Source organism: Paraflavitalea sp. (genome assembly GCF_059502485.1).
This window is the reverse complement of record NZ_JCACET010000004.1, coordinates 1-21812: the sequence shown is the minus strand read 5'-3', so window position 1 is coordinate 21812 and position 21812 is coordinate 1. Positions and strand designations below refer to the sequence as shown.

Genomic DNA, 21812 nt, shown 5'->3' with positions numbered 1-21812 from the left:
TTAAAAAGTTGAATACTTGAAAAATGTTTTCCGGGCAAGCTGCAATGCTCGGTCGAGCAGCAAACCGACAACGAGAATCACCAGTTGAAGCGCCACAATACGTCCATGGTTCATGAACTTATCGCTGTTCTTGATCAGCACACCCAACCCACCGGCCGCCACCAGGATAGATTCAACTGTTACCAGCATCATCCACGTGATAGACAGGTTTTGGCGCAGCACATCGATCACATAATCTATACGACCCTTGATCACTACCTCCCACAATACTTCCCAGCGGCTACATTTGAGCGAACGCGCATGATCGATCTCCGAAGAAGGAATGTCCTTCAATACAGCCAGCAGGGAAGTGATGAAATACAGGCTCATAAAAATGAACAATACACTGATCTGCATCGTACGCGCATCCCTTACCAGGATTGCCAGGTAAAAAGTAATACCGGTGAGCGGCAGGTAACGCAGCTTACTGAAAGTATGGGCCAGTGGTTTCAATGCAGGCAGCGGTGACAAATAGACGATCACCAGCGACACCACGATCGAAAGCAACGTGGCTTGTAAGCACAGGCCGAGCGAACTAAAAACATGCACCACCAGCCCTTCATTATACAGTGATTTAAAGCCATCCCATACTTGTCCCGGCGTGGGGAACAAATGCTTGTTCCCCGCCGAAGACAAAAACCAATAACCCAATACCAGCACCAGCCATATCCCACCGATCAGCAACTGCTGCTTCCTGTCTACCGACTCGAAAGGCCGCAGCCATTTTTTTATTTCCATTTGTTATTATTTAAGAAGGCTGATTACTACGCGCCTATTCTGCGCCTTACCAGAACCAGTACTGTTATCAGCGATCGGCTCATCCTGACCCTTACCATCGATCTTTTGGAAACGATTGGCAGGAATACCCTTCTGGATCAGGTAACTCTTCACAGCTTCTGCACGCGCAGTGCTCAAAGCATAGTTACCATCCTGCGTACCGGTATTATCGGTGTGGCCAACCAGCTCCAGCTTACTATCTTCCGCCTGCACCAGGAGGTTATAGATCTGCTCCAGCACATCTTTTCCTTCAGGACGGATAGTGGCACGACCCGGATCGAAGTTGATGCGCCATTCACCCGAAGCCACCACACTGGTAGCCTTCTTGGAATAGTCGGCCGTATAAGAAGCGCCTGCATCGATATCCTTCACGTCCTTCAGGAACGATAGGTTCACAGCCTCTTCATAAGGCACGATACGCTTTACGTTCTGGTTAAACCCAGCAGGATTCAAGTCCTTCAGGTAACGCGAAACCTGGTCATACACGGCCTTGTAACGATTCGTACCATCGGTAATACCATAATACTGGTTGGCATCAGCCAGGTTAAACACCCTTGAACCACCCATATTATAAGACACACCACCCTTCTCACCTTGCTGGCCTTTAAACATGTTGTACCAGTACTCAGGCGTTTCCATGTTGAAAGCTTTGGCAGTCGTTTGCGAAGCCTTCTTACGCCAGCTATCATATTGCTTCATTTGGTTTGAAGCAGTGTAAGCCGATTTAAGAATATTGCTCACGACCGCTTTATTACCTTCCGCCCACTGGCGCAGGAAAATAATGGTCGTAGCCATCTGGTTATTGAATTCTTTGGTAGATACCACGTCTGTAAAACCATTCAGCGCGTCAAACACCATCTTGTCACCAGGCGTCCAGGTAGCACAACCGTCTACTTTTTTGTCGATGGTTTTACCCGTCAGCTTGCCAGCCTTCACTTCTTTCAGTGGCACAGTCCACCCCTGCGTTTGAGACTTGATCAGCTCCTTGGCCGATTCGATATAGTCGTCATTCGCAGAAGCCAGGAAGTTCACAGCTTCCGCATCATAAGTGGAAGGATCAGGGTTGATCTTGATACCGTTGGCAGAAGCATAGTTCACCGCCGTCACCCAGTCACCGTCACCGATAACAGCCGATACGAGCGCACCCTTCATAGATTGCGGGTTCATCTTCCAGCTCGGAGGCCCGATCAGCTTATCCTCGCCATAGCTCAAACCAACGGCACCTACGGCCTGCAATTGGTATTTACCCGCGCCATACTTATCATCCAGCGCCTGCTGCGCCGAACTGATATAGAAAGGCACACCATCACCCATGATGATAATGCCAGCAGCACCTTCTTTCGGAGAACTATTACCCTTATCAAACTCCTCTACGAACTTCATCTGCAGGTTCCTCAACTCCGACAACCAGTCCTGGCGAATGATCTCTACATTCACGCCATTCTTTTCCATGATAGAACCCTGCGTCGTTTTAGGTCCACCGTTCGCAACGATAATACCCGATTGAGCATTCCATGCATACCCCGCTATTTTTACCACCGGTTTCGAAGCCACTGTTGAAGAAGCTTCCTCACCAGGCACGGGCAACTCGGCCGAGGTAACAACATTATTGACATCCTTATCAGAAACATTTAGTTTCTCCACAGCTTTGGATTCATCCACCCGCAAGCCGGGAGAGAGAAAATAAACCGCACCACCGATGCCGCCGGCAACTACCAAGGCGATCAGTGATTTGGAAAATAAAGTGAGATTAGACCATTTCATTGTTTTAGTATTTAAAGGTTTTAGTTGAAAATGTCTCCAAATCCTTTGCTCTCCTGCCTGTCTTCAGGCGACAGCTTATAATTTGGATTAGTATATTTTTTAGATTCAGGAATATCATAGTTATCTGTACGGATCTGATCAGCCAGCTTGTCAAGCTTCGTATACAGTTCATCACTGTCCAGCGAATACTGACTCGTCAGCGAATCGAGGTCTACCAGGTTCTCCTGTGTAGTAGCGAGGTCGATAGCAATGGTATTCGTCACTACATCCAGCGCATACTCCAGCTCCCAGCCCTTGGTAAACAGCATGGCGCTCTTTGCCTGCTCGGTAGCACTGCGGGCAGCCTCTGCAAAAGCATATTCTTTCTTCAGCATATCGATACTCACTTCGAAGTCGGCTATCTTGATCTCCATGGCAGTATCTACCATATTCAGTTTCCTGTCGAGCTTACCGATCACGTGGGCACGGCTACCGTACTTGCGTACAAGCCCAGTGCTCTGGTTCAGCATATGACTTACACGTTGTGCTTCACTCAGCGTCTTCATCATATTCGTTTGCAGGTCCACATACTCGTCGAGTTCCTTCGCCGCTTCACCCTTCTTCTGCTCCAGTTCATGCATCTTCTGTTTGGTAGTAGCTGCTTTCGATTGCAGGCCCACCACCTTATCCTGGTAATCCTTCGCTTCCTTCTCCGCCTTGACAGATTCAGCCTCCATGTTATTTTTGATCGCTTTGATCTTGGCTTTTGCTTCTTTGAACTGTACCCGGTTCTGAACCATCTTTTCCTTCTGCTCTTCCAGCTCTCCAAAGGGATCGTGGCGAATAAGCATCTTGTGCGTAGACCGCGACAACTTTTTCATCGCTTTCACGATTACTGGCAGCATGATGAAGAAAGCGATCACCAGCACAGCCGCTGCAATAGCGCCCAGCATCTGACCGATCCAGGTAAATACAATGGGCAAAACATACTGGTACAAACCCCAGGCTATCGTACCCAACAGAACAAGGCCTATCACCCAGGCAATACCCTTCTCTCCCTTTCGCCAATTCTTTGGATTGAAGGAGATCTGGCTTTTTTCGAAGTGCTTGAGGATAGGCAGTTCAAGCACCTTGTTAGTTTCTACTGACATGATTATTGGTTGTTATTGGTTTACTGTTTAATGAACCGGGCAATACTCTCCCGGATGGATTGCAGCTTTTGGATGCTTACCGTTTTCGCGGTGTCATTGGCAGCCAGCTTCTCCCGGATAGCCTTTTCCTGCGGCAGAAAGCCTTCGTCGATCTTCGACAACAGAGCTTTCTTTTGATTCACCGCCGACTCCAACTGTTGAAGCTCCGCACGTAATTGCGCGATCCGTGTAGCGCCCTGATCGATCTCACCCTGCAGCTGCCCGTGTTCAGCCTTCTTCTTTTCCTCCAGTGAGCGCAGCTTAGCCTGCCCCTGACTTACATACTGCCCGTGCACCTCATTTATCTTGCTGATATAGAATTCAGCGTCACTGATCAGCTTTTGCACCGTAATGGTTTTGTCCATCGACCTGGCCATCTGGTAAGCTAACTGATAAGTATGCTCGCCCGAAAGACCGGTACTGCTGATCGCTTTGTAAAATTCATAGAAGTCATAACCAGGCATGTTGATAGACTCTAATCCTGATTCATACACTTCTATTACTTCATTCACCACCGGATCGCCCACGGGCGCTGGTGTTGGCGTAGAAGCAAAGCTGTTTGCAGCAACAGCAGGGGCAATAGGTTCACTGGCCGGGAAAGAAAAAGCTTCGGCAGCTTCATCCTTTCCAGCTTTAGGTTCATCTGTTTTCACAAACAGATGCTTCCAACTTTTAAGCATGGAACTAAGAGTTTATGTAATAATTAAAGTAGCATCTTGAAAGAAGTGTTCAATCGAACATTATGCTACATCAGTGTGTAGTGCGTAACAATTGTTACAACAGAAATATTAGAATATTTTTCTGAGATTACTTGCAACCATTCGCATGTATACAACCACGAAAGAATATTACACTTCAATAGAAAGAATATTTTCAACCCATTACAAAACCTTCACTACTGCCCCAATACCAATCAATTATATAAAAGAAAAAAGCTACCCTCCCGGATAGCTTATAATATATAAACAACACATACCTTATCAACTTATCAACATATAAACCTTTCAACTACACATCAACTACTCAACAATAACCTCCGTCAACCCGGCATGCCCCTTTCCATCCCGCAACAATTTATCTGCAGGCGTTTTGGGATCAGCCGTCCAATCACCATCAACTATATACTTAAACAAATAGCGGCCAGGCTTCAGGTTAAGACGGCACATCCATCCACTGTCTGTTTTAACCAGCGGCGTACCAAACATATTCCAGTTATTGAAATCACTTACAAGACTAACCGATCGGGCATTCTTAAATCCTTCCAGGAAAAACAACGTATTCCCTTTCAGCGAAGGCTCCACACTGATAAACTCCCTGCGCGGCAAAAGCTCATCCCGCATGGCCACCTTATAAACCAAATAAGCAACCAGGATAGCGCTTTCCTGAAGATCTTGTTGCTGTACATATTCTGCCACGTCCATATTGGTATGGTGGACAGCAGAGATATAATTCAACGGGTCCTGAATAAATTGAAAAGCCGGCACATTCAAAGCATCGAATAACTCATGATCGGTCTGGTTGGCATTCTGAAGTGTTACTGTATTGCAGTTAGAAGAAGCAAAAGGTTGCAGCATTTCCTCGAGTATAGGTTTTGCCAATCCATTCCCTTGCGCATAAATACCACGTATCCTGCCAGTGCCATTATCGAGATTGAAATAAGCGGAAATACGATTATAGTCGGGTCCGGGATTATCACGATGCAGATCGCCTACACGGTTCTTTACGTACACACGCGAACCGGCAAATATCTGCTCCTCACCGCCCCATAAACACAATCGCACAGAACGGCGCGGCTGTAGCCCCGCCGCTTTCAATAGGCGTAGCGCCTCCATCATCACAGCACAACCGGCCGCATTATCAACAGCACCCGTTCCACCGTGCCATGAATCCAGGTGAGCGCCAATAATTACCTGCTGCTCCTGCAAAGCCTTATCAGCTCCCCTGATATCGGCTACTACATTCACATTAAAAGCCGGCGTATAATTATAAGAAGTGGAGAGCTGTAGTTTTACCACAGGCTTTACACCTGCTTTGATGATCCTCACCAGTCTGCCGAAATGTTCATTGGCCACCACAAAAGAAGGAACAGGATTGATATCTCCCTGTTTTATATAAGAAGGCACATGATGATTGCCATCACTGTGCAAAATACCATAGGGATAATCGCTGGCTTCGGCAAGCGCCACAACACCCTCCCGGTCGCAAAACTCAAAAAACTGTTGAAGATCTGTTCTCCGGCGTTCCTGCCAGGCGATAGCATCCTGCGTAGAACGCCTGCTATGGTAGCCGATCAGCAAGTCATTGGGATCGGGATTAGCAGCAGCCTGTTGCAGTACCTCTTTTGAAAGCCGCTCACCTGATAAACGCTGTAAAGCATTAAAAGAAGAAAACCCATCACCCAGCAATACCATTTTACCAGCCAGCTTTCCACGCAGGTTCCGGATGCTATCGGTATGCTCTATATAAATAACTTCAGCAGACACAACGCCTTTGGTGCTCCTTGTATAAGCGAGCGGATAAGCAAGTAAATGCATATAGGTAGGAACAGTCATCTCCATATTAAAGGATGTAACATTCCATCCGCGGTGACGCGCATCGAAAGATTCAAAAAATACGGAGTCTGCGCCATAAGCAGCCAGCCTGTCTTTTGCCCAGCGGGCTGCCGAATAGTAATTAGCAGTGCCCAGCAGCCTTGGTCCATACACATCAGACAGGTAAGTAATAGCCCCTGGAACAGCACTATTACGCTTGCTGGCTGCAACTATACGAGCCAGCGCAATGCTGTCATTCAATACCTGACCAAAAACAGGAACAATAAAAAAGAGGAGAAAAACAAGAGCGGGAATACGTTTTACTTGCATCCACCTAATATACACAATACAACCACGCTGCCCATATATAAGAATTTCTAATGCGGTAACTTGTCTCTCACCTTGCCATACACCCATGTACCGGCAACCGCACTGAGCAACACAACGATCGCCACAGTGGCGCCCGTGCCGATCTGTGCGAATATCGGCCCCGGACAAGCGCCGGTAACGGCCCAGCCAAGCCCAAACAACAATCCCCCAATAACCTGCCCCTTATTAAATTGCTTTTTATGAAACTGAACCGGTTCACCATAGATGGTTTTGATCTTAAACCGCTTGATAATTAGTACAGAGATGATGCCCACCACTACGGCCGAGCCGATAACACCGTACATGTGAAAGCTCTGAAAGCGAAACATTTCCTGAATGCGAAACCAGCTTACCACTTCCGACTTCACCAGCACAATACCAAACAATATTCCTATCACCAGGTATTTCAACTGGTGATACCACTTATGCGAAAGCTGCGATTCATTTACGCAGATAGTATCCTGCGAGCGCATTTCGAAATCAGTATCGGCAATTGGTTGCATAACCTATAAGGATAAGATAATTGGTAAAATAAAATTCGCCATGACCAACCCTCCCACCATAAAACAAACAGTAGCCACCAGCGAAGGCCATTGCAGCATGCTCAGCCCGGTAATAGCATGACCACTGGTGCAGCCCCCGGCATACCGGGTACCAAACCCGATCAGGAAGCCACCACCCACCATCATCAGCAACCCACGTACCGTAAACAACTGGCCCCAGCTGAACAATTCAACCGGCACCTGGCTTTGATAATTATGAATACCATAACCTGCCAACTCACTCGCAAGAGCAGGGTTTACCTGCACCGGATTGGGATCTGATAATAACCAGGAAGCAATAGTACCACCCAACAATACCCCTGCTACTAAAAACAAATTCCACCACTCCTTTTTCCAATCGTACTTGAAAAAAGGAATATTAGCCGGAAAGCACATAGCACAGATATGACGCAAGTTGGCAGAAATACCGAAATGCTTGTTGCCGAGCAGCAACAATGCCGGTACTGTCAACCCGATCAACGGCCCCGATACGTACCAGGGCCAGGGCTGCCTGATAAGCTCAATAAAACTATTCATGCAGAGCAAATTAATGCATAGAAGTGGGAGAAACTCCTTCCCCGATCGAAAACAAGCCCGAATCTTTGATCGCCTTAAAGCCCCCCTTCACATCGATGAGTTTATCGAAACCCCGCGCCCTTAAAATAGAGTTGAAGACCATGGACCGATAACCACCTGCACAATGCACATAGCAGGTTTGTTGCTTGTCGAGCTTTTGAATTTGGTCATTGATAAAATCCAACGGCGTATTCTCTGCCCCTGCAATATGGCCAGTAGCAAACTCACTCTCCTTACGTACATCAGCAATAAGCACGTTGGGATCACGCTTCAATCGTTCAGCCAGTTCAGCAGGCGTAATAGATTCAATCAGGTCCAACTCTTTACCAGCATCCTTCCAGGCATTGATACCACCCTTTAAATAACCGATGGAATTATCATAACCCACACGCGCCAGCCTGGTTACCACCTCTTCCTCACGCCCTTCATCGGCAATAATGAGAATAGGTTGATGAATATCTGTGATCAGCGCACCTACCCACGGAGCAAAGCTGCCGTCGATACCAATATTAATAGAGTTGGGAATGAATCCTTGTGCAAAGATTTCCGGCGCACGTGTATCCAGCATGAGCGCTCCCGTTTCATTGGCAGCAGCTTCAAACGCATCTACACCCAGTGGCTGAGTACCCTGCTTCAACACCTGGTCGATATTCTCATACCCCTCCTTATTCATGCGCACATTCTGCGGGAAATAAGCAGGAGGAGGCAATAAGCCATCTGTTACTTCGGCAATGAATTCATCCCTGGACATATTGGCACGCAATGCATAATTAAATTGCTTTTGATGCCCCAGCGTATCGGAGGTTTCCTTCGCCATATTCTTGCCACATGCAGAGCCGGCGCCATGGGCAGGATAAACAATAACCTCATCAGGCAGCGGCATGATCTTGTTGCGTAGTGAGTCGAACAAGGTACCAGCCAGCTCTTCCTGTGTCATATGAGCCGCCTTCTGTGCGAGGTCGGGCCTGCCAACATCACCAATAAAAAGCGTATCACCCGAAAACAAAGCAAGAGGATTGCCGTCTTCGTTATACAGTAAATAACAAGTAGACTCCATAGTATGGCCCGGTGTATGCAACACCTTGATGGTTACATCACCGATCCTGAATACTTCATTATCCGAAGCAATATGCGCCGCAAAAGAAGGATTGGCCAGCGGGCCATAAACGATCGTGGCGCCAGTGGCTTTGGCAAGATCTACGTGTCCCGATACAAAGTCGGCATGAAAGTGCGTTTCAAAAATATACTTGATGGAGGCCCCATTCGCTGCCGCCTTCGTTATATAAGGACGAACTTCCCGCAGCGGGTCAATAATAGCCGCTTCCTTCCCACTCTGGATATAATAAGCACCCTGCGCCAGGCAACCTGTATAGATCTGTTCAATTTTCATATAGACCATTTAAAGTATAATGATTCAGGCACAAAATTGTTTATTTCCCACCACCTAACCTATGACATTTATCAACTCCCCACAAAAAACAGCCGGGTTGCGCTCTGCGAGATTAAAACCCTCGCAGAGCGCAACCCGGCTGTAAAGGAATGCGTTCTATCGTTTTATGAGACTTGTAGGATTTAGTTCGCATAGTCTGGCCGCTTTGAGCGGCCTGACTAAATCGCTTCCAACCCGCTATCTGTATCCCACGATCAACTTCTCCTTCAACAATCGTTTATTCTCTTCACTCGTAAACGCATGATCGATTGCTTCTAAATTACACCGCAGGAAATGCGCCTTCTCCCAGCCAAACACTCGCTCCAACAACTGGTACTCTGAACCAAGGCTTACATCTGATATGGTGCGCGCATCTGTATTGATACTCATAGACACGCCCGATTGATAGATCTTATCAACCGTATGGTTTGCAATGCTATCATAAATAGCCGTCTGGATATTACTGGTCGGGCGAACCTCGAGGTGAATACCATGCTTTTTCAGGTAAGCGATCAAAGAAGGATCTTCCATACTACGTACCCCATGACCAATCCGTGAAGGACGAAAATGTTCCAGCGTTTCCCACACACTGGCAGCGCCCTTGGCTTCACCGGCATGAGCCGTGCAGGGAATACCCTTTTCATGAGCATAGTTGAAAGCACTGGTGTGGTTGTCGATAGGGAAGCCAGCTTCATCAGCCGCTATATCAAAGCCCACAATGTGTGTGCCTTTAAAACGTTCTGCCAACATCACTGTTTCCATACTTTGCATTCGGGAATAATGCCTGAGTGTACAAAGGATAACACCTACCTGTACACCAGTCTGCCGCACGCCCTCCTCTACCGCATCATTCACTACCCTCACTACCTGCTCGGACGTAAGGCCTTTTTGCAAGTGTTGCAACGGGGCAAAGCGCAGCTCGGCATAGATCACATTATCCTTCTTTAATTGCCGGATAACATCCAGCGTTACAAGGCGCAGCTGCTCTTCAGTTTGCATCAGGTCCACCGCCTTGATAGCGCGGGTGATGTAATCAGCCAGGTCCGTACACCTGGCAGGAGCAACAAAATCACGCCGGTAAACATCGTAACTAATAGCAGGATTGAGCTTTTGCACCACTTCAAAACTGAGTGAGCAGTCCAGGTGGTGATGCAGTTCTACCTTAGGCAAGGTTGCCACATCGGTCTGCTGTTTTTCAGTACAGGCTAACATACAAAGAGATATTAAAACCGTTATCAGGATTCGGCTGGTCCACATACATTACTAAAATTTCACGCAAAATACAGGACACTCCAAAAAAAGATAGGACATTTGTCCCAGCCCATTAACATGATAAGAACCAACCAGGAATTACTACAGCTTATAGAACAACTGCCCGGCATGCAGCAACACTCCGTTAAACCGGGGCAGAAACTTTTCAGGCAGGATGAGAAAGCCCGCCACCTTTATTTTATCAAACAGGGAATAGTGAAATGCTATATTACTGAAGATAATACGAAAGACTACATACTCGAATTCTTTGGCGAAGGAGAAGTGATGGGAGAGCTGGAACTGTTGACGGGTTCGTCGATATTGAGTACCGTGGAGGCAGTAACCGAATTGATCGTATACAAAGCAGACAGTGCACACTTTTTACAATTGCTGGAAACCAATGCAACATTAAATAAGCTCATCCTGAAAGAACTGGCCACACGTGTGAGTCAACTGGCCATCAGGGTATCCTATCAGCAGCTCTATCCGATAGAATACACACTATTAAAACTACTCTCGCTATTCTCCTACCAGGATTTGCCATTATCTAAGAAAGACCTGGCCGACTACCTCGCCATCACGGTCAGAAGCCTTAACCGCACCCTCAAGCAACTTAGAGAAAAGAACTTTATACCTGGTGATGGCCTCGATATCCACCTTTCCAAATCTGAACTCGACAAACTCCTCAAACGATTCGATGATGAGTAACTTATAAATCCATCGCTTCGCCAAACGCCCTCAAATACTTATCAATATACACTTGCTTACTCTTAAGCTTATACTGCATAATAAACCGCGGATGCTCCAGCGCCACGATCTTGCCAAAGAACTTAAACTTATCATTCAGCTGCTGTAAGAACTTTTCATTCTTGCCCGTACCAAAACAAAAACACACTTCCGTCTTTACTCCCAAATCAATCTGTTTCCGGATATTATCCACCATAAAATCATAAACAGCATCGGTGAGCGGCTTACTGTCGTAGTAATTATAGTTGATCTCTTTCCCGTTCGGACCAATAGAAGTAAAGCCCAGCGGACTCATGGAGTTGATATAGATCTTGCTGTAAAATTCTTTGGCGCCCCCAAAAGCATTAACCACATCGTACACGAAAACAGAAGAAGGCTCATGCGTTTCCTTACCGGAGTAGGGAATTCCACATTCACTTTTAAGACGCTTGGTATCGGTGAAAGGAATACCGGTCACCCCACCGCCAAACCGGCCGGGGTTGATCCCGAGGATCAGGTGACGGACATTATTATCGTCGTAGAACTTTTTATAGAATGCAGAAGAAATAGGAATGATGGTAGAATCCTCACGGAAAGGATTCATAATGCGAATACCCGGAGGAAGCTTCCCTTCAAAATGCACATGTTTGTTAAAGTCGATTACCCGGTCAGCAAAAGTCGTTGAGCCAGCTTTCTTTTTCGCCATCAGTCATCTTTAAGCAACGAAAGTACCACGAAATAAGAAAACCCACTTTTGTTAATTGCTCTGCGAGGCTTTGAGTAGTCTGGCCGCTTTGAGCGGCCTGACTAAATCTTTTTTTGCAAAGTCCTCACCGCCTTCAGCACAAACTCTACAATCACCGTCGGGTTCGGCAAACTATGCGGATGGTGCTTAGCGCCTGGCTTATAGATCACAGTAATATCACCTTTTTGTTCTTTCACCTTCTTTTCAAACGGGATGGTATTCTCTTCTACCGCCACCGCTTCATCAGCATCGGCACAAAGAATAAAAATGGGATACCGGCCTTTTACGATCTTATCTACTTTGTCGATAGGGCTTCCTTTGAATTGCTTCACTTGCTCATCGGTCGTCAATCCATAATCCGCTTTGAACAAGGCAGCCTCCTTAGGATATGCAGGCAACCTGCCCAACCCTGCCGGCCACGACTTCAGATCAAGCACGGGATTATCGACATACACACCTGCTACACGCGTAGGATTTTCTGCAGCCCAGTTGAAAGCATACACACCGCCACGACTCATACCTTCTAACACTACCTTCTTTGCAAGGCCATGCTTTATCATCAAAGCATAAAAAGAGTTCCACGTGGCAATAGCCTGCCGGTTACCAAACAATTCTGCCACATCACAATACACGATATGAAAACCACGCTCCAGCAAAGCGATATCAGCCTGCGGCTCATGCCCCCAGAACCTGGCCCGCCACACCCAGGGACGATTGGATGCAGTCCACTTGGGTTTCACCACTTTACAGTTTCTGTTCAAAAAAGAGAAGTCAGCACAGGCATACCCGTAAAAACTGCTCTCCTTTATTTGCATAGGAATACGCGGAAAGATATCGAAAGCAGTATCGCGCTTCGCACTAACCAATTCAAACAGCCGCTTCGCATAAATGGTGGCGCCTACAGCATTGGGATGTATCCTGTCGGGCACAAGATCAGCCTTGTCAACAAACAGCGAATGCATATCCACCACTTCTACCTTCTCATTAAAAGCCACCCGCTGAATACGGGGAATGATATCCTTTACAATAACCCGGTCATAGATTTGCGCAGTATCAGAAAGCCAGGAAGGAATAGGCAACAACAATACAATGCGGGGATGAGCAGCCAATTGCCGGAAAGATTGAATAAAAGCAACATAGTCAGCTTCATACTCACCCAGGCGCACACGATTGATCATCTTACTGTCATTACCACCCAGGTCGATGATAACAATATCCGGCAGGCTATTCAGCGCAGCCTGGTATTGAGTAGTATTCCAGTAAGGCCGGTCGCCTTTGCGCAACAGCGTAGTGCCACTCACGCCATAATTACTCACCATATATTCCTTGCCCAGCAGCACCTGCAGCTGTGCAGGAAAAGAATTTTGCTCCCTGTTATCGATACCATGACCATATGTAATGCTGGCGCCAATACAGGCCACTTTGAGGACGGCCGAGCAGGGTATCACGGCCAGGAAAAAGAAGAAGATAACGGCAAACATTTTCATAAGACCGAATATCGTTATTATCTGATAAGTAATTTATCCCTTCCATTAACCTTGATTAGCACGCTCTGTATTGCTGTCCCGCAGCCGGTTAAAAATAAAAGCACATACCACACACAACCCTGCCAGCATGCCCCACAACAAAAGATAACTACCTTGCACCACCACCAAGGCGCCCAACAGCGGTCCAATAATATTGGCCACTGACCATGACAACGCACTCACAGCAGCATACTTACCCCGGTTAAGATCATTAGCCCTTTGCATGATCATGGAGTTGATAAAAGGCATGGCCATCATCTCCCCTACAGTCAGAAACAACACCGCACCCGTAGCAATCAACACACCAGGCAACCATTGCAATAACAAACAACAATAGCCCACGCCGGTAAGCAACACGCCAGCCACGATATAATACAAATGCTTCCGCCTTCCTTCCCAACGGCGTACCAGCACCATCTCAAACAATGCAATGATCACACCATTCAAACCCAGCAACAAACCGATCATAGACTCATTAATATGCAACTCCTCCTTCCAGAAAACAGGCACGAGCCGGAACATGAGCGTAAAACAAGTCATATAGATAGTAGCCAGCACTAAAAAACGAACAACAAAACTATCCTTCCACGGCGACGTAGCCTTCAATGAGTCGGCAGGTGTAGCTTTTGCAGCGACCTGTTTGCTGCGCGGCAACAACACGATCACCAGCAAGCCCACAATGATATAGGCACAACCTTCTACCCAAAACATCAGGTGATAATTGATAGCGGCCAGTACACCCGCCATGCTACTACCCACAGCCCAGCCAATATTCATAGCCAGCCGGTTCAGTGAAAACGACCGCGTAAGATTTTCAGGTGTTGAATACACGGCAGTGGCAGTCATATTTGCCGGCCTGAAAGATTCGGCCACAAAACTAACAGCCACCGTCAATACACACAATACGGCAAAGTTGTCGATCATGCCAAACAGGATGAACAACAATCCACCGGTAATAGAAGCAACGATCTGGACCGGCCTGAAGCCGATCTTGTCGATCACAAATCCACCGGTTGCCGAACCCAGCACAGACCCTACACCAAACAACGTGATCACGATGCCTGCATCAGCCACACTTCGTCCTATGCTCTGCGTCACGTACATACTCATAAAAGGCACCACCATCGTGCCTGCCCGGTTGATCAAAATGATAAAACTCAGTAACCAGGTCTCCCGGCTCAGGTTGGAAAACGATGCCCGATAGCTATGAGCGATCTTTAGGAACATAACACTAACTGGTTTTTGTTTGCAGTGAACGCCACGCATCCACACTCCACCGGTATGCCGGAATGCAAGTCAGCAGGAAACTTGCCGCACTGGCAGTAAACACAGAATAATTGACAGGAGCCGTAATACCAAAAGAAATAGCCATACTCAACGCAAAGCACAACAACAATACACCACTGCCCAAAGCCACCCATCTCGTCAACAAACCCACCAGCAGCAGCACACCAAATATGATCTCACTTACCGATGCCACAATCGCGAGCAACTCGGCCAGACCCGAAGGTAAGAAGCCCATAACCTGGTGTGCATAGGTAGAAAAATGAGCCCAATCTCCCCAACTAATCTGATTGCCACCGGGTGGTCCCCACACCCCAAACCTGTCAAGCCCCGGAATAAGATACGTAACACCTAAAGCCAACCGCAGAAAAAGCTGCGCATAATCCAATCTCCTTTCCATAATAACAACGATTAATCTATGTTTAGTACAAATTCTCTTACCGCTTCACCAATCTCCGCCGGCGAATCTTCCTGAATATAATGAATCCCTTTCACAGATACTTCCTGTTGATTAGGCCAGCTCCGGCAAAAGTCAAGCGCCCGGCCGGTCAGCAACGCTCCGGGAGCCGCAGATATTAGCAACTTCGGAAGTTGGCTGCCGGCCAGCCATTTGCCATACTCTTCTACAATAGATACAATATGCGGCGGCTCACCCTCGATAGGTATCTCACGCGGAAACAACAGGGTGGGCAGCCTGTCTGCCGGGTGTTGAAACGGTGCCCGGTAAGCATCCATTTCCTCAACACTAAGTGTGCGGATAATACTCTTAAGCAACACTGTTTCGATAAAGAAATTGTCTTGCAGCACCATTTGCTCGCCCTTTTCCGAACGTAGCGCCCGGAAGATAGCGTCCCGGCCGGCAGGGAAATCACTCCACAGCCTTGGCTGCACAATCGCCTCCATGTAAGCGACCCCCTTGATCTGATCAGGAAAACGGAAGGCCCGGTAAAAACCAAGTGCAGAACCCCAGTCGTGCAACACAAGCACGATGTTCTCCCGCAGCCCTACAGCCTCAAACCATGCATCGAGATAAGCCACATGATCGGCAAAACGATAAGCTGCACCAGGCGATTTACCGGATTGCCCCATACCCACGAGGTCAGGCGCGAGGCAGCGGCGATACTTGCTCAACCAGGGAATAATGTTGCGCCACAAGTAAGAAGAAGTAGGGTTACCGTGCAGGAAAACCACGGGCTCTCCCTCGCCGGAATCCACATAACTCATTTCAGTATCCAACACCTTCACCCGTTTACGCGGATGAGGATCTGTAGCGGCAATAATAGGCGTATCGCCCAGGGATGTTGCCGCATTTGATTGATGAACCTGATCAATTTTCATGGCTATACTTTTTTTGATTGATTCGTTACAGCAACAAAACTAATCGCCACTCCCTTACCCCATTAGGTCCATTTTCCCAAAACCAATAAGGCCATTATGCAGTCTGGCCGCCTGGAGCGGCCTGACTTGCAGTCAAGTAACTCTATTCGCCGGACCTGGGTCTAAAAAAAATTCCTACCAATCATTAAACCGAATGGTTTACTTTACTATATTTGTAAACCGATCGGTTAAGTATTAAACAACACCCCTTATGAGAAGAGATGTATTCCAGGCCATTGCCGACCCCACCCGGAGAACCATCATTGATATGTTGGCCCAAAAAAGGTCAACCCTGAGCGAAGTGGCCAACAACTTCGATATGAGCCTGCCTGCTATTTCAAAACACATGAAAATATTGGCCGAGTGTGGCCTTGTAATTATAGAACAGGAAGGTCGTGAGCGCTACTGCGAAGCCAAACTGGAAAAACTGGCAGAAGTGTCCAACTGGGTCAACACCTACCAGACATTCTGGAATGAACGACTCGGCTCTTTAAAAACCTTTATGGAGAAAAAACACAAAAAAAAGTAACGATATGAACCAGCCAAACAATGCAGGTAACCGGTTGAAAGTTACTGCCACCAACGAAATACACGTACCATCAGAAGAAGTGTTCAATGCCTGGCTCGACCCAGAGCTACTTTCACAGTGGATGTATGGACCTGCCATACGCGATGAAAAGATCATACATCTAAAAACTGACCCTCGCGAAGGAGGTCATTTTAGCTTCCTCGTAGAGCGGCAGGGAATGCAGATCAACCACATCGGAACCTACCTCGAAGTACAGCCCTACAACAAACTGGTATTTACCTGGGGCATAGAAGGAGAATCAGTAGACGAAAGCATTGTTTATATCGACATTACCCCTACAGAAAAAGGTTGCCTCATTGAACTCACTCACGAAATGGACCCGAAGTGGGAAGCTTATGTAAGCCGTACAAAAAATGCATGGGAGCTTATGCTGAATAAACTGAAAGAAGTACTCACGCAAGCATAGGAAAGAACAGACACTCAAACTGGCATTGAACCTTCCAGGCAGGCCAATAGCTTTTCCACGCCTACCTTTAACTTATACTTTGTAAAAGCCGTAAACCCAAGCAGGATAGCCGGAGACTTGTGATGCTGCAACGTAAAACTGTTTACAAAAGTCACCATCAACTGATGTTGATGGATGGCCTCCTTGAACTTTACGATATCGATACCCTCCGGCAACCAGCAAAGCAGGTGCATACCGGAAGGAGCAACACTTATACGTAAATAATCCTTGCAATGCAACTGCAGCAGGCTGATCAGCTGTTGCTGCCGTTCGGCATACAACAACCGCATCTTGCGGATATGCCGCACGAAATAGCCGCCTTCCATAAAAGCACACAACATGAGCTGGTCCATCACCGGTGATTGCCGGTCCTGGTTGTCTTTTATTTTCTTAAACCTGCTTACCAGGCTGGCTGAAGGCAACACGATATAAGCAAGTCGCAAACCAGGAAACAATACCTTACTGAAAGTGCCGGAATAAATAACGCGGCCACCAGTGTCCATACCTTGCAGACTGGGTAAAGGCCGGCCTTCATACCGAAACTCACTGTCATAATCATCTTCCAGTATCCAGCTATTATGTGTCTGCGCCCATGTTAGCAGCTGCTCACGTTTCGAAGCCGATAAAGTACATCCCATCGGAAACTGATGAGAAGGCGTTACATAAGCCAGCTTCGCATCCGGAAAATACTCAACGCCATACGCCACATCTAATCCATCGTGCTGAATGGGTATCGGACACAGCACAACACCTGCTGTAGAAAAAGCGATACGGGCGCCATGATAACCCGGATCTTCCATCCACACCTGATCACCCTGTTCTAATAAACAAGACACAACAAGATTAAGCCCCTGTTGCGAACCAGTAGTTACGATCACCTGGTCTGCCTCACATACAACAGCACGTGAAATACGCAGATAAGCGGCAATAGCTTTGCGCAGGTTCCAATAGCCCAACGTATCTTCATAACCAAGATGCGCCTGCTTCAGCGACTTCAACACTTCATTACCTACCTGGTGCCATAACTTATAAGGAAACTGATCGAGCGAAGGCATGCCCATCTGAAAAGCAGTGGCGCCAATGCGGCTGCCGGCTTGCATATCCACAGGAGGTTCAACAGCCGCAGCCGCTTGAGCAACCGGCTTTTTTATGGAAGAAGCATTACGCTTTCCGGCATTCAATAAATGATCGGGCAGCTGATCGGCCACGAAAGTACCAGCACCGGTTTTGCCCAATACATAACCCTCCGAAACGAGGTGCTCGTAAGCCTGACTCACGATCACGCGCGCTACGCCCAACTCTTTAGCCAGGTTACGGCCTGCAGGCAACCGGTCGCCCGGCCGCAACCTGCCTTCTATGATCATCCTGCGAAACGATTCATACAATTGCAAATACAGCGGCACATCAGATTGCCGTGAAAGCACAATACCCGCAGGGTTTATCTCAGCCGATTCTTTCGCCATAACAAAACACTAATTTACATTACTGGTTGCAATACAATTGCCGGTTCTTGTAACCCAACCCACTAAAAGCATTCTTCACACAACCCTGCCCTCGCCAAATCCCGCACATAACAGCACATTTTTAAGAGAAATTAATACTCATCATAACATACAACAACTGCTACCAGTATCTTTAACCCATGCCAAACAAACTACTATCTCTTACTACAGCCATTGCCACCATTTGTTTATTGCAGGCATGTACCACATCCAAACAAACAGCGGTGCAACAACCCTTCCCGTCACCCACTACAACACCTAAAGCAGCCCGCGAATTTCGCGCAGCATGGGTAGCCACCGTAGCCAATATCAACTGGCCCAGCAAGCCCGGACTTACTACCGAGCAACAAAAACAGGAAGCCATCACCCTGCTCGACTTCCTCAAAGCAAACAACTTCAATGCTGTGGTCTTTCAGGTACGCCCACAGGCCGATGCCTTATACCAAAGCTCATTAGAACCCTGGTCATATTACCTTACCGGCACACAAGGCAAAGCACCCAATCCATATTATGATCCATTACAATTCTGGACAGATGCCGCACATGACCGTGGGCTCGAAATGCACGTATGGCTCAATCCCTACCGCGCACACCATACGGTAGGCGGAGAAGTAACAGATAGCTCCATCGTCAAAAAAAGACCCGAGCTGGTAGTGAAACTCAAACAAGGCAACTACTGGTGGTTCGATCCTGCCCTCAAAGGCACGCAAGATCATTCAGCCGCAGTAGTAATGGATATCGTAAAACGTTACGACATAGACGGTGTACATTTCGACGACTACTTCTATCCATACCCGGATTATAACAACGGAGCCGACTTTCCGGATAGTGCAAGCTATGCAGTTTACAAAGCTGGTGGCGGCAAACTCGAAAGAGCCGATTGGCGCCGCGACGCCGTCAACAAATTCATCGAGCGTTTATACAAAGAGATCAAGACAGAAAAGAAACACGTGAAATTTGGACTTAGTCCCTTTGGCATCTGGCGTCCCGGCTATCCTGAATACGTAGCAGGATTTGATCAGTACAATGTACTCTATGCGGATGCCAAACTATGGTTGAACAAAGGATGGATAGATTACTTCTCACCCCAACTCTACTGGCCCATTAGTCGCCAGTTCCAAAGCTTTCCCATATTATTAGGTTGGTGGGCAGGCGAAAACACGATGAACCGTCACCTATGGCCCGGCATAAGCGTGGGCACCGATACCAGCATCAGGAATGTCAATGAGATCATTGGTCAGATCATGACCACCCGTGGCATGCAACCCAACAGCACAGGCGCCATCCATTGGAGCATATCACAGCTCACCAAAAATCCCAACATGATCAATGGCATCCTCAATGGCCCCTACAAAAAACAGGCGTTAATACCAGCCAGCCCCTGGCTGGATGACAAGGCGCCCGAAGCTCCTGTTGTAACACTCGATCAATTAGGCAACGCTGTACAAGTTAGCTGGACACATCCCAACGAAAAAGATGTATTCCACTATGTAGTATATGGAAAATACAAAGACAATGCGGGCAACTACAGCTGGCGTTACAAAATACTGAACCGCAACGATCGCTCAACCCTCTTCGAATTGCCTGCCGACAAAAACATGCCAACGTATATAGTAGTCACAGCTGTTGACCGAACCGGCAATGAAAGCACCTTCAAAGAAATAGAGAACACGATCAAGATAGCAGCCAATGCGCCGGTCATCCTACCCCGTGCAGGATGGAACGCAGCAGCACCCAGGCCATTCAAACAACAAACTCCTGTAAGAATTACCATACACCACGAAGGCGTAGAATGGGATTCTGCCAAAGATGCAACACAACATATTAAAAATGTACAAACCTGGGGGATGGGTAAAGACAGGAACTGGATCGATATCCCTTACCACTTTCTCATTGCGCCTGACGGTACGATCTATGAAGGCAGGAATGTGAATACTGTAGGAGAAACAGCTACAGAATACGATCCTTCCGGACACTTATTGATTTGCTGTGTAGGTAATTTCGAAAAACAGGTGGTGCCTTAAAAAACAACTGGAGTCACTTACAAAACTCATTGCCTGGAGCGCTAAAAAATACAACATCCCCTACGAAACGATTGCCTCACACAAAGATCACTCTACCCAAACTGATTGTCCCGGCAAGAACCTGTACCAGTATTTACAAAATGGGTACATCAAAACAAGGGTGAAGGAACTTTTGAACTAGAAAAATAAGCCTTAAAATATTATTTTAGTTGCATGAAAAAGCTTTTAACTCTTGGCTTGATCCTGATAGCAATCATTTCCTGCAACAGTCCGGAAACTAAACAACCGGACACTGCACCTCCACAACCCGCAATCACTCCCGAAATGATAGTGGAAAATGGAGATATCACGTTAAACATAGATAGCATTGATAATTCAAATAAAGAATACAGCCGGTATAAAATACTTTCTATCTACAAGGGAAAGCCTGTAGGCTTTTGGCTGAAATTCAAACGAGCCGGTAAAAAAGAACACTTTGTTTCAGACGGAGCGACATTTATAACTATGGGAGATACCAGCAACAATTTCCTGAGGTCGCTGGCCGACATATATGGGTTGGTGCACAATGGGCCTGTCTTCATAGATTCCGCGACCGTTACCTATACAAACCTTCAAGCCATGGTAGATACTTCTAAACCTGGCACCTGGATAGCGGCCCAATCCAAGCTCTTTTTCTCAACCGATGACGATAACCCTGAGCTATTCCTGAACATAGATGAAGCGTCGAAAACCATCTCTCTACCCGAAAAAGACCCCGAATACAGGAAAGGAATAATTGATGCTTTATCCAAAAAGAAATAGCTCTAATTAATTCATTCACCAAGAGTTATATCCTTATACCCTCTTTTGCCCCCGGCCAGGAAAGTGATCCCGATGAAAAAACCGTGATTATACGTTTTTTTATATCCGGCCAAACGTTTAGTTTGAAGGAGCTTTAAGCTTGAAAAGTAAGGTTTCCGAACTTGCTTCGTACCCCTACCCAACCAACTCATTCTACATTCAGGATTATACTAATTGATTGGTCAACCACATCTGTTGATCTGAGATTCCTTCTTTTTATGAGCGAAGTGTATTAGACTTAAACTGAATAACGGATAACTATTTATTATGGATTATTTGTCCCCGGTTTTTACTTCCAGGGCTATTG

General features: G+C 47.0%; 21 protein-coding genes. 6 read left to right on the top strand and 15 right to left on the bottom strand.

Annotation, left to right across the window (positions count from 1 at the left end):
- From AC5JBY_RS00155 to add, 9 genes are all read right to left on the bottom strand, one after another.
- Positions 1–777: an ABC transporter permease gene (locus tag AC5JBY_RS00155; RefSeq protein ID WP_495902505.1), complete on the bottom strand. Its 777-nt coding sequence runs from the start codon at positions 775–777 to the stop codon at positions 1–3.
- A gap of 6 nt (positions 778–783) precedes the next feature.
- Positions 784–2580: an OmpA family protein gene (locus AC5JBY_RS00150; RefSeq protein ID WP_495902504.1), complete on the bottom strand. Its 1797-nt coding sequence runs from the start codon at positions 2578–2580 to the stop codon at positions 784–786.
- 20 nt (positions 2581–2600) lie between these two features.
- Positions 2601–3710, bottom strand: a complete 1110-nt coding sequence (locus AC5JBY_RS00145) for a hypothetical protein (RefSeq protein ID WP_495902503.1) — start codon at positions 3708–3710, stop codon at positions 2601–2603.
- A gap of 20 nt (positions 3711–3730) precedes the next feature.
- Complete coding sequence (locus AC5JBY_RS00140) at positions 3731–4429, bottom strand: hypothetical protein (protein ID WP_495902502.1); 699 nt, start codon at positions 4427–4429, stop codon at positions 3731–3733.
- Between the two features lie 339 nt (positions 4430–4768).
- The gene (locus AC5JBY_RS00135) at positions 4769–6610 is read right to left on the bottom strand and encodes a M20/M25/M40 family metallo-hydrolase (RefSeq protein WP_495902501.1); all 1842 of its coding nucleotides are present in this window, start codon (positions 6608–6610) and stop codon (positions 4769–4771) included.
- A gap of 47 nt (positions 6611–6657) precedes the next feature.
- On the bottom strand, positions 6658–7152 hold the full coding sequence (locus AC5JBY_RS00130) for a YeeE/YedE family protein (protein ID WP_495902500.1): 495 nt from the start codon (positions 7150–7152) through the stop codon (positions 6658–6660).
- 3 nt (positions 7153–7155) lie between these two features.
- Complete coding sequence (locus tag AC5JBY_RS00125) at positions 7156–7728, bottom strand: YeeE/YedE family protein (protein ID WP_495902499.1); 573 nt, start codon at positions 7726–7728, stop codon at positions 7156–7158.
- 10 nt (positions 7729–7738) lie between these two features.
- Positions 7739–9157, bottom strand: coding sequence for an MBL fold metallo-hydrolase (locus AC5JBY_RS00120; RefSeq protein ID WP_495902498.1), 1419 nt, complete (start codon positions 9155–9157; stop codon positions 7739–7741).
- Between the two features lie 237 nt (positions 9158–9394).
- Complete coding sequence (gene add / locus AC5JBY_RS00115) at positions 9395–10408, bottom strand: adenosine deaminase (protein WP_495902497.1); 1014 nt, start codon at positions 10406–10408, stop codon at positions 9395–9397.
- Positions 10409–10525: 117 nt separating this feature from the next.
- On the opposite strand from add, the gene AC5JBY_RS00110 reads away from it, so the two are divergent.
- Positions 10526–11155, top strand: coding sequence for a Crp/Fnr family transcriptional regulator (locus tag AC5JBY_RS00110; RefSeq protein ID WP_495902496.1), 630 nt, complete (start codon positions 10526–10528; stop codon positions 11153–11155).
- Position 11156: 1 nt separating this feature from the next.
- Here AC5JBY_RS00110 and AC5JBY_RS00105 read toward each other — a convergent pair whose 3' ends face one another.
- The 5 genes from AC5JBY_RS00105 to AC5JBY_RS00085 form a co-directional block, all read right to left on the bottom strand.
- The gene (locus AC5JBY_RS00105; protein ID WP_495902495.1) at positions 11157–11879 is read right to left on the bottom strand and encodes a uracil-DNA glycosylase family protein; all 723 of its coding nucleotides are present in this window, start codon (positions 11877–11879) and stop codon (positions 11157–11159) included.
- A 101-nt stretch (positions 11880–11980) separates the two neighbouring features.
- Positions 11981–13405: a GDSL-type esterase/lipase family protein gene (locus tag AC5JBY_RS00100; protein WP_495902494.1), complete on the bottom strand. Its 1425-nt coding sequence runs from the start codon at positions 13403–13405 to the stop codon at positions 11981–11983.
- A 45-nt stretch (positions 13406–13450) separates the two neighbouring features.
- Positions 13451–14671 (bottom strand): MFS transporter, encoded by a 1221-nt coding sequence (locus AC5JBY_RS00095; protein WP_495902493.1) that lies wholly within the window; start codon positions 14669–14671, stop codon positions 13451–13453.
- 4 nt (positions 14672–14675) lie between these two features.
- Positions 14676–15128: a DoxX family membrane protein gene (locus tag AC5JBY_RS00090; protein ID WP_495902492.1), complete on the bottom strand. Its 453-nt coding sequence runs from the start codon at positions 15126–15128 to the stop codon at positions 14676–14678.
- A gap of 11 nt (positions 15129–15139) precedes the next feature.
- Complete coding sequence (locus AC5JBY_RS00085) at positions 15140–16066, bottom strand: haloalkane dehalogenase (RefSeq protein ID WP_495902491.1); 927 nt, start codon at positions 16064–16066, stop codon at positions 15140–15142.
- A 250-nt stretch (positions 16067–16316) separates the two neighbouring features.
- Between AC5JBY_RS00085 and AC5JBY_RS00080 the strand changes: the two genes are divergently transcribed.
- Entirely contained in the window at positions 16317–16634 is a 318-nt protein-coding gene (locus AC5JBY_RS00080) for an ArsR/SmtB family transcription factor (RefSeq protein ID WP_495902490.1), read from the top strand.
- 4 nt (positions 16635–16638) lie between these two features.
- Positions 16639–17100, top strand: a complete 462-nt coding sequence (locus AC5JBY_RS00075; protein WP_495902489.1) for an SRPBCC family protein — start codon at positions 16639–16641, stop codon at positions 17098–17100.
- 14 nt (positions 17101–17114) lie between these two features.
- Here the strand turns inward: AC5JBY_RS00075 and pdxR are convergent, their stop codons facing one another.
- A complete protein-coding gene (gene pdxR / locus AC5JBY_RS00070) occupies positions 17115–18602 on the bottom strand; it encodes a MocR-like pyridoxine biosynthesis transcription factor PdxR (RefSeq protein ID WP_495902488.1) in 1488 nt (495 codons plus the stop codon).
- Positions 18603–18781: 179 nt separating this feature from the next.
- Between pdxR and AC5JBY_RS00065 the strand changes: the two genes are divergently transcribed.
- Genes AC5JBY_RS00065 through AC5JBY_RS00055 form a run of 3 tightly spaced genes read left to right on the top strand, consistent with a single transcriptional unit; the run spans position 18782 to position 21466 of the window.
- Positions 18782–20665, top strand: coding sequence for a family 10 glycosylhydrolase (locus AC5JBY_RS00065; RefSeq protein ID WP_495902487.1), 1884 nt, complete (start codon positions 18782–18784; stop codon positions 20663–20665).
- The gene (locus AC5JBY_RS00060) at positions 20640–20846 is read left to right on the top strand and encodes an N-acetylmuramoyl-L-alanine amidase (protein WP_495902989.1); all 207 of its coding nucleotides are present in this window, start codon (positions 20640–20642) and stop codon (positions 20844–20846) included. Before AC5JBY_RS00065 ends, AC5JBY_RS00060 begins: the two co-directional genes overlap by 26 nt.
- Before the next feature lie 32 nt (positions 20847–20878).
- Positions 20879–21466, top strand: a complete 588-nt coding sequence (locus AC5JBY_RS00055; RefSeq protein WP_495902486.1) for a hypothetical protein — start codon at positions 20879–20881, stop codon at positions 21464–21466.
- The last annotated feature ends 346 nt before the right edge of the window (positions 21467–21812 follow it).